Here is a 17,009-nt window from a genome sequence, read left to right on the forward strand (position 1 = left end):
AATTAGACTCCTAAGCCCAGCGCAAGACCTAAAGTGATACGATTATTTAATCGCTCATACGTCAATTGTGTAACTTGTGATTGTAGTGAAAAAGTTTGTTGTTGAACTTGTAATAACTCGATGAGTGACGCTGTACCCTGACGATAGCGCAAGGTATATGTGGCTTCACTTCGTTGCGCACTTGCTAATGCAGACTCTGTATACTGCAAACGTTGAGCAATAGCTGCTTCTTGTGCGATAGCATTGTCGACTTCGTTAACTGCGTTTAAGAGCTTTTCTTGAAAATTCCAATAGCTTTTTTCTGCCGCTAATTTTGCAATTTCAACTTCGCTGGTTAACTTACCCGCATTAAAAATAGGTGCAGATAGTTTACCTAACAACTCCCACGCATTACTGCCAAATAGTGCATTGTGTAAACTGCTATTACTATCACCAATTGAACCAGTAATAGACAAATTAGGCAGTAAGGCTTTATAAGCCACTTTATGCTGATATTGGCTGGCGATAATATTTTGGTAGGCTTGTTGAAGATCAGGGCGTCGCGCTAAATTCTGTTTTTGCATCTTCTCTAACGGCATAACAACTGCAGGATAATCGGTACGGTAATCAAGCTGTTGATCACTTACGCCTGTTAATAGTGTTAAATTTCTTAATGCTTGTTGATATTGTGCCTGAAAATCAACAAGGGTTGCTTGACTGCTTTGGGTAGATGATTTTGCACTATCAAGCTCACTTAATTCACTCAGTCCTTTGCGATAACGATCCACAATGATTTGTTCGTTGGTACTTAATGTTGCTACACGCTTTTTCTCAATATCAATCAGTTGAGTAAATTGAACCAAGCCTAAATAGGCTTTCATTACATTCGCAGCAAGTAAATCTTTAGCTCCCTGATAAGCATATGCCGTTGCTAATGCATTAGCTTGTTGTGCATCGGTAGCATTGGCTAGTTGTTGCCAAATATCTAGGGTCCACGCTATATCAACACTTGTACTATAAACAGCTGCACTTGAACTAGAAGCCGTTGCTTCATTTTTTTTAGCATTTAATCCAGCAGAAATACTTGGCCATTGGTTTGAACTACTAACAGATAGCTGTTGCTCTGCTGTTTTTAAGGTAATAAAGGTTTGCTGTAAATTAGGATTGTTCGCCAATGCTGTAGTAATAAGAGCATTAGCTTCTTCAATAATCAGTAATTGCGAAAGCGACATAGCTTCGTTGTTATTACTAACATCTATACTGGTTTGCGCAATATTTTTAAGTTGCGTGTTCGCGCGTTCGTCAAAGTGAACATCTTCAAACGTTGAACATGCACTCATAAAACAAAAGCTGAACACTGAAAAATACAATGAAGAAATTTTCACTTTGAACCTCTCATAACAGAATAAGGCTCAAGTTTAGCGATAGCGAGGTTAAGAGAGGGTTAAGGAAAGTAACTACAAAGAAAATTGCTCATTTAATCTGCCCTAAAATCATATCTTCTGCTGCTTTAAAATAAATAATAATTTGAATGATATTATATTTATTTACAATTGAGACTACATAAACCTACCAATTTTAAGTAGCATAGCCATATATTCCTTAAAAATTGAAGAAAACAGAGAAGTAAAAATTTATGGACGAAAAACCCAACTTATTCAAACGTATATTCCTAAGCATTTTTCGAGTAATCAATATATCCCGCAAAGTTATTCTTAATCTGATATTTTTTGGCATACTGGTTCTTTTTATTGCCTCAATTTCTAATGATAAAAATACCGTTATTGTTGAAAACAATTCTGCACTTATTTTAGATCTTAACGGTGATGTCGTTGAACAAAAACAGCAAGTTGATCCAATAGAAGCTTTTATGAATGAAGCATTAGGCCAACAAGAAGAAAACCCTGAAATACTATTAGCTGACATTTTAAAAGTGATTAAATCAGCAACAACTGATAATCGCATAACCACACTTGTCTTAAAGTTAGATAAGTTAAATCGCTCTGGCTTAACTAAAATGAGCATTATTACCGACGAACTTGAAGCATTTAAAGCCACAGGTAAACAAATTATCGCTATTGGTGAAAACTTTACACAAGACCAATACTACCTAGCCAGTTATGCCAACGAAATTTGGTTAGATCCGAACGGATGGTTAATACTCGACGGTTATGGCAGTTACCAACTATATTACAAATCAGCTATCGAAAAACTTGCTATAACGCCTTACATATTTCGCGTAGGAACCTATAAGTCAGCCGTTGAACCATACATGCGTGACGATATGTCGCCACAAGCAAAAGAAGCAAATAAACTTTGGTTAGACGACTTATGGACTCATTACAAAACCAATGTAGCTGAGCAACGAGGTTTTGACATTAGCAACTTTGATGAAAATGCTGAAACCCTAATCAGTAAACTTGAAGCCGTAAATGGCGACATTGCTCAATATGCGTTGAACAATTCATGGGTAGATAAGTTAAAAAGCCGAAACGATGTTGAAACATCTTTAAAAGCGCGTTTAGGTGTAAGTGATGAATCGGATACGTATACTTCAATTAATTTTAAAGATTACTTATCTACTTTGAATTTAGCTTTTCCTATGCCACATGCCGCAAATACCAATAAAATTGCAATAGTTGTTGCTAAAGGCACTATTTTAAATGGCACGCAAAAACCGGGAACTATTGGTGGCGACAGTACTGCTAAATTATTACAACAAGCACGCGAAGACAAAAACGTTAAAGCCGTTGTGTTACGTGTAGACAGCCCTGGTGGAAGTGCTTTTGCTTCTGAAATTATTAGACAAGAAATTGAACTAATTAAACAAGCAGGTAAACCTGTTGTGGCATCAATGGGAACCTATGCTGCTTCTGGCGGATATTGGATTTCAGCATCTGCCGATAAAATTTACGCGGCGCCCACAACCATTACAGGCTCTATTGGTATTTTTGGACTAATGATGACCTTTGAAAATGCCTTAAGTAAATTAGGCGTTTTTACTGATGGTGTTGGTACTACAGAGTTTGCCGGTTTTAGCCCTACTCGCCCGCTTTCTGAAGGCGTTTCAAAAATCATTCAAATGAACGTGAACAAAGGCTATCAAGATTTTATTACTTTAGTCGCAGAAAACAGAAATATGACACTTGAACAAGTAGATGCTATTGCACAAGGTAGAGTATGGTCTGGTGCTAAAGCGAAAGAGTTAGGCCTTGTGGATGAATTAGGTGGATTAGAAGACGCTATAAACGAAGCTGCAACCTTAGCTAAATTAAGTGATTTTGATACTTGGTTAGTAGAAAAAGAGCTTTCGCCAAAAGACTTATTTATGAAAAATGTTTTTGGCCAAGCAACAGCCCTTTTACCTACATCAATTGTTACCTTAAGCCCGCTTGAAAAATCAATGGCTAAGCTTAAAAGCGAACTTGAACACTTAAGCTACTTAAATGATCCAAAAAGTACTTATACTTTATGCATGAGTTGTGAAATAGATTAGCGTCAATAATTCATAACACTTAACAGTAAAAAGTATTATCATAGCCTCGATTTTATCGGGGCTTTTTATTGCCTATTTATTGGAAGTACACATGATGAAAAAACGCATTTATATCGCCTACACCGGCGGTACGATAGGAATGAAAGCAAGCGAAAATGGTTATATACCTGAAAAAGGTCATTTAACTGAATCAATTCTAGCCAATGTAGATTTTCATCGTGAAGAAATGCCTGAATTTACCATTCATGAATATGCGCCATTAATCGACTCTTCTAATATGTCGCCCAGTGATTGGCAGTATATTGCTGACGATATAAAATCTCATTATAACGATTACGACGGCTTTGTTGTGCTGCATGGCACCGACACTATGGCATATACAAGCTCAGCACTGTCTTTTATGTTTGAGAATTTATCAAAACCGGTAATCGTTACTGGATCGCAAATACCGTTAAGTCAATTACGTTCAGACGGACAAGTTAACTTATTAAACTCGTTATACATTGCCGCTAACTACCCGATTGCAGAAGTAGGCTTATACTTTAACAACAAGCTTTATCGTGGTAATCGCAGTATTAAGGCCTTTGCTGACGGCTTTAATGCTTTCGACTCACCTAATTTACCTCCGTTATTAGAAGCCGGTATAAACATTACCCTTATTGAAGGAAAATTAGCTGAAGGGAAATTAGCGCAAATAGATAATGCTGATATTACCCCATTACAATTAAGCAATATTACGCCACAACCTATTGGTGTAGTACATTTATACCCAGGCATAAGCACCGACGTACTTAAAAATATTATTCAACAACCTGTTAAAGCACTTATTATAAGAAGTTACGGCGTAGGTAATGCTCCACAAGATAAAGACCTGCTTGATTGTATAAAAAAAGCCAGCGACAACGGTATTATTATTGTAAATTGTAGCCAGTGTATAAAAGGCACAGTGAATATGGATGGATACGCAACAGGTAATGCCTTAAGCAAGTGTGGCGTAGTAGGCGGTGTCGATATGACCCTTGAAGCCACCTTAACTAAGTTACATTATCTATTAAGTAAAAACTTAGCACCAGCCGAAATCCGTAAGCTTATGCAAAGTAACTTGCGTGGTGAGCTAACGAAGTAATTAGCACCAAATAAAAAGCATCATTAGCAATGCGTTACGCTGATAAGGTATCGCATATACCGCTTCTATTAAATTTATATTAAGTAACTAAAAATTGAGTAATTAAAAATATGGCGAATTTTCTTGTAATTATTACCTTATTAACAGGATCTATTGGGTTGATGTTATTTGTGATCGGCTCAGTTTTCACCTTAATTGTCGCTTTTGGCAATCAGCAAAAACTTTACGGCTTTTCCATTCTATTGTTTTTGCCTATTTCATTAATATATTGTGCTAAACACTGGGATATAGCTGCTTATTCAGGACGAATGGTTTTTTCTGGTGCTGCCCTGTTAACCATAACGGCAATTATTTTAAAACTTGCAGGGCTATACTGATAGGTAACAAATACTTAATACCAGTTCCTTTAAACTCAGATGGGGATCAATAATGAAAATGATTTATACAAACGAAAATAACTTTCTTGTAAACAATGTAAAAAATCTTATTGAAGCTCAAAACATAAAAACCTTCATCAAGAATGAATTTGCGCAAGGTGCTGTAGGTGAAGTTTCAGCTTTCGATTCTTGGCCTGAAGTTTGGGTTTATGACGACGCTGACTTTGACCGTGCTGATGAAATAGCTAAAGCGTCACAAAAAACGATTAAAGCTGATGATTGGATTTGCAAACATTGCTCTGAAGAAAATGCTCCTTCATTTGAAGTTTGTTGGAGTTGTCAGGAAGCAATTTAATAATAACATTCACAAAAAATATCTGATAAAAGTATTTATTAAAAATGTAGGATCATCAATAAACTTCATTGATAGTGTTCACGTACACTTAAAAAATAAATGAACAACTTTATAACACTCGGGCAATGCTATACCCTTTATGTTTTATTAAGTCGTTAATTTTATCTTTGTTTTTATCAAAGCTGTAATACTTCCAAGGTAAGTAATTTTTATATTTTGACATCAGTACAAACCACTTATTTTCATCATAACAATACGTCAACGATTGTAATTCGTATAATTCACTTCTTTTATTATTTATATAATCATTTGGAAATTCTTTTCTATAAGCGTAACTTTGCGTCATAATATTAGGTACATTTCCAGCGGTAATATGATGTCTTCTAAATTTTTTATCTTTTAGTTCTTTTACTGACAGAATATTTAAATCCTTCTTCCAAACGTTATTAACTATATTAGATAGTTTTTTACCTGTCCCACCTACATGCCAATAGTTATGCTCTGAACGATCAGAACTCGATACTTTATTTAGAATAAATAAATCACCATGGCGGCCATCTTCGATTCTCCAATAAGGAGTACTAGGTCCTAAATTATAACCATCTTTAACTTTATCATTTAAACTACTAGCGCTATTTCGATATACTTGTTTAACGTAAGAAGGACGCTTTGTCATTACAACAAACCACAGATGGCTTTCATTATTTACTGCTGTAATTACATACCCTTTATCCCAATGTTTTTTAATAAAATCACTTGGAAATTTTTTTTGTTGTACATAAGCTTGAGGGTAATTATTTATAGTCTTAATCAACACGAGGATGTGTTTTCCTCCAGCAGCGAAACTAAACTGACACCATCCTAAAGCAAATATTACAATTATTATTTTCATATATGCTCCAATATTATATTCACGGTTAATTAAACCAAGAGGAAATTAACCAAACAGCTCTTTGTGAGCCATAACCAAAACGCTTTAATCCCAAGTCGATTATTTCTCCAGGGTTTATAACAGTTGAACGTGTAAATATTTCACCATAACCCACACGTTGTCCATAAGTAACACCAATAGGGCTAGGAGTACTTCTACTAGCTTTTAGTTTCCATGAGGTTGACATACGCGAGCTATCCTCTATCGTATAAAGAAACAAACATCCCTGTGAGCTATTAAAATTGCAAGACGTAAACTCCTCTTCGTTCAGCTCTTCATTACAGTCAAGTTCAAAATCAGGTGTTATTTTTTCAGGAAAATTAACTTTTTCAAAGAAATAAATCACCTTGTGATCTGGTGCTTTAAATTGAGGATCAATAAATGAATTTTCTATGTTTTTATCACCACACATATTTAGAACTGCCTATCTCTGTTTTATTTTACTTATGTATACATAGTAGCTATTAATTAAATTAGTTACAAAAGTTAAAACAATCCCTAATTTATACAACAAACACAACAATAGCAGCGGTTACACCTAAAACAGTATAGTGTGGCGCTCCGTTTGGTACTTTGTCTAACAACCAATAGCAAACAAAAGCTAATGCAAATAATATCGCACTGCCAATAAATACGCCCATTGGCGGGTTACCCATTATTAAGCCGGCTATGGCTAAAGGAATACTAAAAAGTAGCGCTGAAAAGTAAGCTTCTTTTTTAACTAAATACAATTTATAAGAAAGCGCTAGCATAAGAATTTTTAAAGTAAGAAATATCATAAATTTACCGTAATTATTTAAATAAACCATTACTGATGGCTTATATTATATGAAAGATAATGTGTGTTTTATCTGTAATGATTAAAGGATTAGCTACCAGACACCATAACAATACGTTCTGCGGGTACTCGTAACTGCTGCATTAAATACACTTTAAATGGTGCTTCGTAAGCTTGTTTATCGACTGCTTTTTGCATGCACAGTAACCATGCTTTACTTTCAGCATGACCTACCGACAAATGCTTATGTGCTAGCGGAATATTAATACTGCCATAATGTTCAGCATACAATTTAGGGCCGCCAAGCCAACCTGATAAAAAATAGGTAAGTTTTTGTCGTGAGGCAGTTAAATCGGCAGGATGCATATCTCTAATTTTTTGAGATTCTTTAAAAGTAGCCATGTTCTGATAAAAGTCATCAACAAGTTGCGTTATGCCTGATAACTCCCCTGCCATTTTATAAGAATTATCGCCTACGCCGTATTCACAGCTTTTATTATTCATTATTACAACCTGTACCTAAAGCCTGTATCCAAATCGGATAACGTTATAAAGATGAAACGCCTGATACTTCAAGTACTGTTTTAGCATTAGCGCGTTCAATAATTTTAACTAAAGCCGATTGAATCACTTCGCTTTCTCGCGCATCATCTTTGCTGGTAAATTTTTCTTCTTGGGCTTTAGCACCTTCTTCAAGAGTAAATTGAACCACGACCAAAGTAGCGCAATCAGGACTTTCACCAAAATATTCTAAAGCTATTTGTGGGTAACCCTTAAAGCCTGCTTTCACTAATTTAGCAATTCGTTTTTTAGCTTTGTCTACGTGCATGTTTATTTCCTGTATTTATAAAATATCAATTTATCTGAATAGTGTTAAAGATCAAAGAAATAATAAGCATCTCTTTGAATTTATTTCTTAATTTACATTTAACGTAACCTTATGACTTCTCGCCGCCACCAAACAACACTACTTCATGGTTGTCTAACCACAGCGGATACTTTGCCATAACTTTAGTAAACATCGGGCTTTGTAAATAGCTATTCAGCCATTGTCGTACTTTAGGATAAGGTGATTGTAAGTACCATTGGCGTTCTATACGAGCAAATTGTCGAATAAAAGGCAGTAGCGCAATATCGGCTAAGCTTTCTTTTGGCCCCATTAAAAAGGCACTGTTCGTTAAGCGCTGTTCTAATGTTTGAATAAAGGTTTCACAGGCTTGTCGGCATTCTACTACGTTAGTTTCTTTATAACGTTTGGCGCATTTGTAGGCTTCTATCGCTGTTTTAAATTCATGATCAAAGGTATGAATTAATGCAAGCATTTCAGTTAATGCCGATTCACGTTCTCTTAATAATAAATTATTAGGATCTGTTTCATGCAACGCCCACAGCATTACGTCTAGGCTTTCTTCGATAACACGATTATTTTCGTTGGGTAAAACTATAACCGGCACCGTGCCTTTAGGTGATACTGCTATCATTTCTGGGGGTTTATTACTTAGCACTAAATCTCGCAACAATACTGTTTGCTTAGCTTTAAAAATGGCAATACGAGCACGCATAGCATAAGGACAATTTCTTAATGAATATAAAACAGGAAGATCGGAGTGATTATTAGCCATAGATTTTTTAATTTATACCTAGAAATAGCGATGAAATGCGTTTTAACTATTTTAACGGTATTCAACAGCTAAATATATGCGTAAAATCTCCCCTTTAAAATTTAACCGCCTTAATATTGGCTAAAGTTGAGAAATGAGTCCTAAAATAGAATTGTTAGCGCCAGGTGGCGACATAGATGCGATAAAAGCGGCAATAATTGCTGGAGCCGATGCGGTTTATTGTGGTTTAGACACCTTTAATGCACGTAACCGTGCGGCTAATATTTCTTTTGATGAGCTTGTAGGTTGTATTCGACTTGCACACCAGTACGAATGCCAAATATTTTTAACGTTAAACATTATTATATTAGAACGTGAATTTAAGTCGTTAGCCAAGTTATTAAGCAAACTGGCCAATACCACATTAGACGGTGTTATCGTTCAAGATTTAGGTTTGTTGTATATTTTAAAGAAGCATTTTCCTACGTTAGATATTCATGCTTCTACGCAATTAACAACACATAATATTGGGCAAATTCCTTTCCTTAAAAAGCTAGGCGCTTCTCGTGTTAACTTATCAAGAGAGTTAAATTTAAAAGAAATTACGGCAATTACTCAAGTGAGCCAAGATCAAGACGTGCTTACTGAAGTATTTGTACACGGCTCTTTATGTGTCGCTTTCTCTGGCTTATGTTATTCAACCTCAGCCAGTGTAGGTAATTCAGGCAACCGTGGTCGATGTAGCCAAGCGTGTCGCGAAGAATACAAACCGACTGAATCAGGTAATAAATTTCCGTTAAATATAAAAGACAATTCAGCTTTCTTCGACTTACCCGCATTAATTGATGCTGGCGTTCATTCATTTAAAGTTGAAGGTCGCATTAAAGGCGCAAGTTACGTACATACGGTAATTGATAGCTTTCGTAAGCAAATAGATGGTTTTGTAGAAACAGGTGAATTATTAGAAGACGGCGAACGCCTTTATAAAGTGTTCAACCGCGATTTTTCAAACGCCTTTTTACGTGGTGATTTAAATCAATCGATGTTTATTGAAAACCCTCGTGATAATTCTAAATACCATGCGGTAGGTAAAAGTAACGCCATTTCAGTTGTACAAATTCATGAAGTTGAAGAAAAACTCAGTGCTGAGAAAGAAGAAATTAACACTTCAGTATTTGAAAAAATTAAGCATTTGAGTATAGATAAACGCCCTTTATCTCTTATCTTTACAGGTAACGAAGGCAAGCCATTAACCCTTACGGTAAAAACAGAAGGCTATAGTGAAGGCAAAGCATTAACTGAAGAACAAACCTTTGTTTTACATTCAACTAACCTGTTAGTCGCAAGTGATAAAAACTGTATTGACAAAGCCGCTATCGAAAAACGCTTTAAAGGTTTTAACAACGCTGAATTTAACTTAATTGAATTAAATTGCGATGCGATTGAAGCGGGTTTAAATATTCCATTTAAAGATCTTACCGCGTTAAAAAATGAGTTGTCTTCGTTACTAAACGATAACTCACCTGTTCATCCTGAAGTTGTTTTACCTAAATTAGCACGCCATGCTAAAACGCCTAATGATGAGCATAAGGCTAAGTTGTCTATTTTAATTTGTGACGATACCGATTTAGATCTTGCCAACGTAACAGATGCAGACATTTACTTTAAACTGCCAGATGCTTACAAACGTGGTTGTACTAAATATGTGAGCTTTTTTAATGAAAATCCTCGCCTTATCCCCTGGTTTCCATCGGTATTAATTGGTAAAGATTACGACGTAGCATTAAATATTTTAGAGCAAGTTAAACCTAAGCTGATTGTGACCAATAACACAGGTATTGCAAACCGAGCGTCTGAGCTAGGTATTAAGTGGATAGCTGGACCTTTCTTAAATACAACTAACTCTTATGCGCTATTAGCCATGAAAGAAACATTTAATTGTGACGGCGCATTTATTTCAAACGAAATAAACTACCAACAAATGAAAACCATTGCTCGTCCTGAAAACTTTAAGTTGTTTTACAGTATTTACCACCCTATTTTGTTAATGACCAGCAGACAGTGTTTTTTCCAACAAAGTGTAGGTTGTGAAAAACCGCGTATTGATAACGGTTGTATGCTTTCTTGCGATAAATCTACCAGCATAACTAACCTTAAAGGTGTTTCGTTTGCTATTGATAAACAAAAAGCAGGCTACCCAAGCATTTATAACAATGACCAGTTTTTAAACATGGAAATTATTAATGACCTAGCAGATTTGTTCGATGGCTTTATGATTGACTTAACCAATATTGGTTCTGGCGATAAAGAAACACCAGACAAAGCGGTACTGATTGAACAGTTTGAAGCCTTACTGAAAGTAGATAAAAACGAAAGTGCTAGTGCTGACGGACAAGTACGCATTCAGCAAGCTTTAAATCAATTAGTACCTGAATCAACTAACGTGCAATACCATAACGGGCTGTAGATTTAAATAAAACAGTAAAAAGGGAGCTATATTTAGCTCCCTTTTTACATTCAATTTATAAATCGTTAATGGTATTGATACCAGCCCTTACCATCAGCGCCATTGATGTATCCAACAAACCAACCACTTCCCCAACCTGCGGCCCAAATAACATCTTTGTTATAAGGATCAGGTTTAGCATCTATTATTTTGTCGTTGTTGCTAAGATTAGCGTTTATTTTTTTCCAGTTGCTACCAGCATCTAACGATAAATAAACACCTGGATTCATAAACTGTCTATCCATACGCATTTGATTACCCACAGTTAACACTAATATATTGGCATCAACAGGAGATGACTCTACTTGCAGTACAACAGGTGCTTTAAATATTTTGTGCCATGTTTTACCTGAGTCCGTACTTTGCCAAGCGCCTCCTTCATCAAAGGTTCCTTGGTAAAAGCCACCCGCACTAATAAAGATATTATTCGTGTTTTTATCAATAAACACATTATTAACGCTTTTGATTTCTGAAGGTATGTTAACTCTTGACCAGTTTTCACCTTTATCGTTAGATTGGTATAAACCACCATTCTTATCACTGGTTGCTGCATAGATCTTATTTGAATTATTCGGATCAAGAGTAATACGTCTTAAGCTAAAACCTTCATGGAATCCTTTATTGCTAACTTTCCACGTATAACCGCCATCATCTGATTTCATAAACCCAAAGCCACCTACAGTTGGTTCACGGCGTGGTGCACGATAAATTTCAGAGAATGCATCTTTAGTTACAGCCACATACATATTATTAGGTTCAACAGGGTCAATCAGTAAAGAGTCTTGCGCTGGTAACAAACCTGCAGGTCCTTGAATAACTTTACCTATATTTTTAGATTTAACTACGTTTTGGTCTATTTTATTATCTAAAACTGTTGCGATATTTTCCCATGTTTTTCCACCGTCGATAGAACGACGTAGTTTACCGCGGTGATCTTGTCTCCATGCCAATATATAAATGATATTAGGGTTATGAGGATGTACAGCAATAGTAGAAATTGAAACCATACCATCGATATTGTTTTGACCTTCTATTTGCTTCAGCGCTACGGCTTGCTTGTTTGGCCATTCTTTTACATTAACTGTACTCCAAACACCATGTTCGCCACTTGCGAATAGTCTTCGTTCAGGTATGCCTGTTTCATGCAACATAAAGCGGCCGGGTAAATCACTATCACCACGCCCTATCCAAACCTTGCTATTAGGGGCTGTTTCCATATCATCAATTTGTTGCCAGCTTACGCCTTTGTCTGACGATTTATGTGTTTGCTGATCGATACTGATAAAAAGCTCACCTGCAGAATTAATGGTTAATAATCGATTACCCGAAGTTTCTTTATGCGCGTTTATATATTCTTGAAGATGCGCAAATTCAACATTAGCCCCTGTGTCATTATCACGAGATAGCCAATAAGCTTTGTCTTTACCACTTAACCAATATTCACCATGACGAGCAACAACCTGCCATGTTTTACCGCCGTTAAGTGAGCGCCATACTTCACCCGGACCAAAAGTGCGATCATGTTTTTTATTGTAAGTAAGGTAAATCTCATCTTTATTTAACGGATTAACCACCAAACGATTAAATACAGGTAAAATAGATGTTGGTAAATTAGGGTACTTTTTCTTAGCTTGATGTTGAGAAATACCAAACCAATTCGATAAAGTTCTATAATATCTTTGAATTTCAGCTGGGTAATGTATTTGAGTTAAATCTATAGATAAGTTACCTGTGATGTTTTCCCAACTCTCACCGTTATCAACGCTCTTATAGACTCCACCAGCTGACTTTACGGAATGTCCTACTGGTTCATAAATTGTTTGTTCAACCAAATATAGAACAAATTCACCTGTATTTTCATTGTAAAAAGAGGTTAAGTCGCGAGGTAAATTAGCAGGAAGTCCTCTCGTTTTATTTAACCATGTTAAGCCTTCATTATGACTATGCATTACCCCGTGATTTGTCGCCATAATTAAGTGCTTGGGGTTGGTTGGATTAATAATTATTTTCCCAACATCTAAATCTTGAGGTAAGCCCGTTGATATTTTTTTCCAGCTTTTACCTTTATCTGACGACTTTAAAAGATAACCATAATCAGCGTAACTTAGTTTACTACCTTGCTTGTTGGCTTTTGTACGATGATTTTCTTTAACGTTCCAAAAGTCACCAGCTCCAACATACCAAATATTATCGTTAGTGGGATCAATACTTAGCTCACTTAAGCGCATGCCTATTTGTTCGTCGTACCAACCTTTTTTAAAGGCTAATGGATCATATGGATCAACACCAAAATCTTTATAAGTAGGAGAAAGTTCTGCTAGTTTTGTCCAATGATGACCTTGATCTGTTGACTCATACACCCAGCCATTCCAATCTAATGCCACAATATAGTTTGGAGCTTGTAATGAAAAATCCATATCAACTACACGTTTCATTAGTTGACCTAACTCGTCGTGGTCTTTTATGCTTTGCCAAGACTTACCGCCGTCCCATGTGCCATAGGTTACGTGCATATCAGGTGCGATAAACATAACATTTTTATCGAAAGGATGATTCCATAGTTTTTCATTGTAGCCTGACATACCAGGACCAATATTTTGCCATTGAACAATAGGATCTGAAATCACTTTTTGTGTTCTTAATTGTTCAAAATATTCCGCATTGATTTGTGGAATAACGTCCTTGATCGTTTCGCTTTGATTGACAGTACAACCAGAAGATATCAATAAACTAGCAATAATAAGGAGAAGTTTTTTATTTTTCATATACACGATTAATTATTAATAATAATGAATATACTTTAAACCATAAGGCAGAAATAAAAAAGCAGTTTTATATATAAAACCCACCTGTATAGTATTTTTATTCATCTTCTTTAAAATTAATCACCTCCACCGCCACAACTACTGCCACAGCTGCTTCCACAACTCGTTGATGAGTCACCAGAAGAGCCACTACATCCAGAAGAACAACCTATATGAGTAGCACAATAGTCTTGTCCATAAGTTGGTGAGCTTTTATCTTTGCAGTTTTTAGAGTAGAAAAAGCCGTCTTCTATTTTTAATTTAGCGTCTATAGCAAATAACAAAGGTAAACGTGCAGGTGATGCTGGATTAATGTTTTCTAAATCACATGCTAAACGCCAAGCTCTTTTTATCCCCTCTTGTGCATTGGTTGGAGATTTCATAGCTTCGGTTGGTGTATGGTGTAAAAATCGCCCTATCCCTTTTTTACAAAAAATTTCATAGTTTTTTGTAAATAAAATAAACTCGTGCCAAGCAACATCGACCACTTGAGAAGGCATAGCTACAGGCTTTAATTTAGCTTTATAAGAAATAATAAAAAAAGATTTAAGGGCATCTAAAACGAGTTCAACCTGATCGTTAGATAAATGAGGATATTTAGCGTTAACTCTTTGTTTTATAGCGACTGGAAATTGAAAAGACGCTATAAACTCTTTTCTTTTTTTATGTTTATTATAAATAAAAAAAAACAATAAAATTAAAACAACAACTATTTGAAAAATACTAACATCCATATCGATCCCTGACTTTACATTTTAAAATTAAACTTCTGAACAATTAACCTCTATTTAAACAACTTATGAAACAGTTATCCACTATTCCATCTCACACATTGCGGGGTTTTCTCCAGATACAGCTATAAGTATTTTCACTTATATAATTTAAGGTGCATTGGCTACTGGTTAAGCAATGTGCTTCTGATAGTTTTTGGCAATCAGCTTCTTCGGCGAGAATTTGAGTAGAGCAGAATATAATAAGAGTAACGATAAAATACTGAGTAGTAGAAGAATTGAACATAATTAACATGATACTTTGTTGAGTTCCGTTACGTGCCAAAGCTCGCCTGACGGCCCCCATAAATAAATAACTTTGCCCCAAGGCTCTACTTTAATGGGTTCGTATTTAATATCAAAGCCTTTCAAGTTTGAAATAACTTGAAAGGCTTCATTAGTAGTATCACTCTATGACTGGTTTAGTAAACTTAACTAACCAATTAATTCACCTTAAATACCTTTGACGCTGAAATACCTGATTTACTATAGGGCTGATCGGTATTAGCCGCTAAAGGATCTGCATCATCCCAAGAGTAAATACTAATTTCAGCTACTCCTTTTTTATGGGCCGTTATTTCTCCAAACTTGTTAACGGATAATACTTCTGGATTGCTCGATTCCCATATCAAACCTTTACGTTTTGCTTGCTCTGGTAATACTACGCCTTGCAAGCTGAGGGTTTCATTTATATTCAATGTTGTTTTATTACTATTGATAGCTAGCGTTTTAACAGATACAAGCTTGTTTTCATCAAGCACTTTCCCTAATTCGTTATAAGCTTGTTGCTGTTCAGGCGTTAAGTTATTTAAGTTTAATCCGCTATAGCGTTTTACTTTCCATTTACGCTCTATAAAACGAGCTCCTTCACGTTCCAGTAAATCAGTTCTTAAATCAAAAAAACGTCCTTCTGGAAAATCTTTATCTGGTGCGTAACGCTTAAAATTTTTGTTAAAGGCGTAACGTAATACAACATCTTTATCTTGGTATTTACTGTTACCTATATACCAAGTGTGAATGGTTTTTCTCGGTTCACCGGCTGCTCCTTTAGCTTGTTCCCAAAAACTAATACCATCTAGCTGTTCAGGGTTAGCAATTTCGATTCCTGCAGCTTGAGCAATGGTTGGATAAATATCGGTTAAATTAACCAAGCCTTTATAACTACGGTAACTACCGTCCTTACTTGCAGGTACCACATTCGGATAATTAATCACTAACGGAACATGCAAGCCGTTATCTGCATTTCCGCCTTTGCGCCCTGGGTAAATAGAATTATCAGCCAATACGTGACCAAAAGTTTCTTTAGTACCATTGTCCCCCATTACCACAATTAAGGTGTTGTCTCTTACTCCGGCTTCGTCAAGTTTAGTAACGACTTGGCCAATCAATTTATCCATATATTCAATCATATCAGGGAAGTAGCGTCGGTCATCGCCACCTTTGTTGCGATATTCCGCTTTTTCACTAAAGTTGTCGAAAATAGCATGAGGTTGAGTGTCAGGTGTAGGTTTATGATCGTCATGCACTAACATCATCGGATAATATAAAAAGAAGGGTTTATCTTTGTTTTTATCAATAAATTTTAAAGCATCACGGTTAACAATATCAGGTCCGTACCATCTTCTACCGGTTTCAGGATCTAAGTCAGTTCTTCCTTGATAATTAGTAATCTTACCGTTAACCACAAGATTAGGATTAATAAAACGCTGACCTTCAGTGACTACATCAAACGCGGTGTAATCGTCCCAACCAAATTCAGATATATAATCTTTACCTGCAACTTGTTTATCACCACGTGTTTGTTTCCATTTACCGTAAAGCCCTGTTACGTAACCAGCCTTTTTAAAGGCATCGCCAAAAGTAATATCTGATCTATGTTGTGATTTAGGTTGAAGATAATTTCTATCGTTATTTTTACCGCTCATTAATGCGATACGCGTATTTTCACAAATAGGGTAAGCAAAGGCATGATCAACACGTAAACCCGCTTTAGCTAAGTTATCGATATTAGGCGTGCTGAATTCTTTATTTGTAAACAAACCATCATACGAATGCAAACGATTAGCGCCATACGCAGTTACCCCATAATGACTTAAATCATCAATAAGAATAAGGACTACATTGGTATATTCTGTTTTACTTGACGCTATTTTTGGCTTGGTTTTTTCTGCATTAACAAGGGATTTAGTTTGTTCACTACTATTATTTATACAGGCAGAAAGGAGAATACAAAGGGATATACCTAAGCCTAATTTAATTTTCATGTTAATTTCCGTTGTTGATATT

At 35.8% G+C, this 17,009-nt stretch carries 15 protein-coding genes and 1 pseudogene; 5 read left to right on the plus strand and 11 right to left on the minus strand.

Translation table 11 applies throughout. From position 1 onward, the window contains the following. Window positions 1-2: 2 nt before the first annotated feature. Window positions 3-1,364 carry a TolC family protein gene (locus tag AC0L5Q_RS03490; RefSeq protein ID WP_473614319.1) on the minus strand — a complete coding sequence of 454 codons (1,362 nt, stop codon included), beginning with the start codon at window positions 1,362-1,364 and terminating at the stop codon, window positions 3-5. Window positions 1,365-1,615: 251 nt separating this feature from the next. On the opposite strand from AC0L5Q_RS03490, the gene sppA reads away from it, so the two are divergent. From sppA to AC0L5Q_RS03510, 4 genes are all read left to right on the plus strand, one after another. Further along, a complete protein-coding gene (sppA, locus tag AC0L5Q_RS03495) occupies window positions 1,616-3,475 on the plus strand; it encodes a signal peptide peptidase SppA (RefSeq protein ID WP_473614320.1) in 1,860 nt (619 codons plus the stop codon). A gap of 91 nt (window positions 3,476-3,566) precedes the next feature. Continuing rightward, window positions 3,567-4,601, plus strand: coding sequence for an asparaginase (gene ansA / locus AC0L5Q_RS03500; protein ID WP_473614321.1), 1,035 nt, complete (start codon window positions 3,567-3,569; stop codon window positions 4,599-4,601). 110 nt (window positions 4,602-4,711) lie between these two features. Further along, on the plus strand, window positions 4,712-4,978 hold the full coding sequence (locus tag AC0L5Q_RS03505; RefSeq protein ID WP_473614322.1) for a hypothetical protein: 267 nt from the start codon (window positions 4,712-4,714) through the stop codon (window positions 4,976-4,978). A 52-nt stretch (window positions 4,979-5,030) separates the two neighbouring features. Continuing rightward, on the plus strand, window positions 5,031-5,333 hold the full coding sequence (locus AC0L5Q_RS03510) for a putative signal transducing protein (RefSeq protein WP_473614323.1): 303 nt from the start codon (window positions 5,031-5,033) through the stop codon (window positions 5,331-5,333). A 109-nt stretch (window positions 5,334-5,442) separates the two neighbouring features. Here the strand turns inward: AC0L5Q_RS03510 and AC0L5Q_RS03515 are convergent, their stop codons facing one another. The 6 genes from AC0L5Q_RS03515 to AC0L5Q_RS03540 form a co-directional block, all read right to left on the minus strand. Next, complete coding sequence (locus AC0L5Q_RS03515; RefSeq protein ID WP_473614324.1) at window positions 5,443-6,225, minus strand: DUF7477 domain-containing protein; 783 nt, start codon at window positions 6,223-6,225, stop codon at window positions 5,443-5,445. Window positions 6,226-6,250: 25 nt separating this feature from the next. Further along, the gene (locus tag AC0L5Q_RS03520) at window positions 6,251-6,676 is read right to left on the minus strand and encodes a hypothetical protein (RefSeq protein ID WP_473614325.1); all 426 of its coding nucleotides are present in this window, start codon (window positions 6,674-6,676) and stop codon (window positions 6,251-6,253) included. A 91-nt stretch (window positions 6,677-6,767) separates the two neighbouring features. Continuing rightward, complete coding sequence (locus tag AC0L5Q_RS03525; protein WP_473614326.1) at window positions 6,768-7,043, minus strand: hypothetical protein; 276 nt, start codon at window positions 7,041-7,043, stop codon at window positions 6,768-6,770. Between the two features lie 89 nt (window positions 7,044-7,132). Further along, a complete protein-coding gene (locus AC0L5Q_RS03530; RefSeq protein WP_473614327.1) occupies window positions 7,133-7,546 on the minus strand; it encodes a group II truncated hemoglobin in 414 nt (137 codons plus the stop codon). Between the two features lie 43 nt (window positions 7,547-7,589). Then, complete coding sequence (locus tag AC0L5Q_RS03535; RefSeq protein WP_473614328.1) at window positions 7,590-7,871, minus strand: hypothetical protein; 282 nt, start codon at window positions 7,869-7,871, stop codon at window positions 7,590-7,592. 109 nt (window positions 7,872-7,980) lie between these two features. Further along, on the minus strand, window positions 7,981-8,664 hold the full coding sequence (locus AC0L5Q_RS03540) for a glutathione S-transferase (protein ID WP_473614329.1): 684 nt from the start codon (window positions 8,662-8,664) through the stop codon (window positions 7,981-7,983). 133 nt (window positions 8,665-8,797) lie between these two features. On the opposite strand from AC0L5Q_RS03540, the gene AC0L5Q_RS03545 reads away from it, so the two are divergent. Beyond that, window positions 8,798-11,110, plus strand: coding sequence for a peptidase U32 family protein (locus AC0L5Q_RS03545; protein ID WP_473614330.1), 2,313 nt, complete (start codon window positions 8,798-8,800; stop codon window positions 11,108-11,110). A gap of 65 nt (window positions 11,111-11,175) precedes the next feature. Here the strand turns inward: AC0L5Q_RS03545 and AC0L5Q_RS03550 are convergent, their stop codons facing one another. The 4 genes and pseudogenes from AC0L5Q_RS03550 to AC0L5Q_RS03565 form a co-directional block, all read right to left on the minus strand. Further along, window positions 11,176-13,914: a VPS10 domain-containing protein gene (locus AC0L5Q_RS03550; RefSeq protein ID WP_473614331.1), complete on the minus strand. Its 2,739-nt coding sequence runs from the start codon at window positions 13,912-13,914 to the stop codon at window positions 11,176-11,178. 116 nt (window positions 13,915-14,030) lie between these two features. Further along, on the minus strand, window positions 14,031-14,687 hold the full coding sequence (locus tag AC0L5Q_RS03555) for a glycine-rich domain-containing protein (RefSeq protein ID WP_473614332.1): 657 nt from the start codon (window positions 14,685-14,687) through the stop codon (window positions 14,031-14,033). 285 nt (window positions 14,688-14,972) lie between these two features. Continuing rightward, window positions 14,973-15,122: pseudogene (locus AC0L5Q_RS03560) on the minus strand (VOC family protein); the annotation flags it as partial. 44 nt (window positions 15,123-15,166) lie between these two features. Further along, a complete protein-coding gene (locus tag AC0L5Q_RS03565) occupies window positions 15,167-16,987 on the minus strand; it encodes a sulfatase-like hydrolase/transferase (RefSeq protein WP_473614333.1) in 1,821 nt (606 codons plus the stop codon). Window positions 16,988-17,009 lie beyond the last annotated feature (22 nt).

The sequence above is a fragment of the Pseudocolwellia sp. G5-9 genome, assembly GCF_055808995.1.

Excerpts from the sequence above, each read along its gene's own strand:
- AC0L5Q_RS03555 (WP_473614332.1), bottom strand. The coding sequence starts at position 14,687 with ATGGATGTTAGTATTTTTCAAATAGTTGTTGTTTTAATTTTATTGTTT.
- AC0L5Q_RS03520 (WP_473614325.1), bottom strand. The coding sequence starts at position 6,676 with ATGTGTGGTGATAAAAACATAGAAAATTCATTTATTGATCCTCAATTT.
- AC0L5Q_RS03565 (WP_473614333.1), bottom strand. The coding sequence starts at position 16,987 with ATGAAAATTAAATTAGGCTTAGGTATATCCCTTTGTATTCTCCTTTCT.
- AC0L5Q_RS03525 (WP_473614326.1), bottom strand. The coding sequence starts at position 7,043 with ATGATATTTCTTACTTTAAAAATTCTTATGCTAGCGCTTTCTTATAAA.
- AC0L5Q_RS03505 (WP_473614322.1), top strand. The coding sequence starts at position 4,712 with ATGGCGAATTTTCTTGTAATTATTACCTTATTAACAGGATCTATTGGG.
- AC0L5Q_RS03545 (WP_473614330.1), top strand. The coding sequence starts at position 8,798 with ATGAGTCCTAAAATAGAATTGTTAGCGCCAGGTGGCGACATAGATGCG.
- AC0L5Q_RS03550 (WP_473614331.1), bottom strand. The coding sequence starts at position 13,914 with ATGAAAAATAAAAAACTTCTCCTTATTATTGCTAGTTTATTGATATCT.
- AC0L5Q_RS03510 (WP_473614323.1), top strand. The coding sequence starts at position 5,031 with ATGAAAATGATTTATACAAACGAAAATAACTTTCTTGTAAACAATGTA.
- AC0L5Q_RS03530 (WP_473614327.1), bottom strand. The coding sequence starts at position 7,546 with ATGAATAATAAAAGCTGTGAATACGGCGTAGGCGATAATTCTTATAAA.
- AC0L5Q_RS03515 (WP_473614324.1), bottom strand. The coding sequence starts at position 6,225 with ATGAAAATAATAATTGTAATATTTGCTTTAGGATGGTGTCAGTTTAGT.
- AC0L5Q_RS03535 (WP_473614328.1), bottom strand. The coding sequence starts at position 7,871 with ATGCACGTAGACAAAGCTAAAAAACGAATTGCTAAATTAGTGAAAGCA.
- AC0L5Q_RS03540 (WP_473614329.1), bottom strand. The coding sequence starts at position 8,664 with ATGGCTAATAATCACTCCGATCTTCCTGTTTTATATTCATTAAGAAAT.
- ansA (WP_473614321.1), top strand. The coding sequence starts at position 3,567 with ATGATGAAAAAACGCATTTATATCGCCTACACCGGCGGTACGATAGGA.
- sppA (WP_473614320.1), top strand. The coding sequence starts at position 1,616 with ATGGACGAAAAACCCAACTTATTCAAACGTATATTCCTAAGCATTTTT.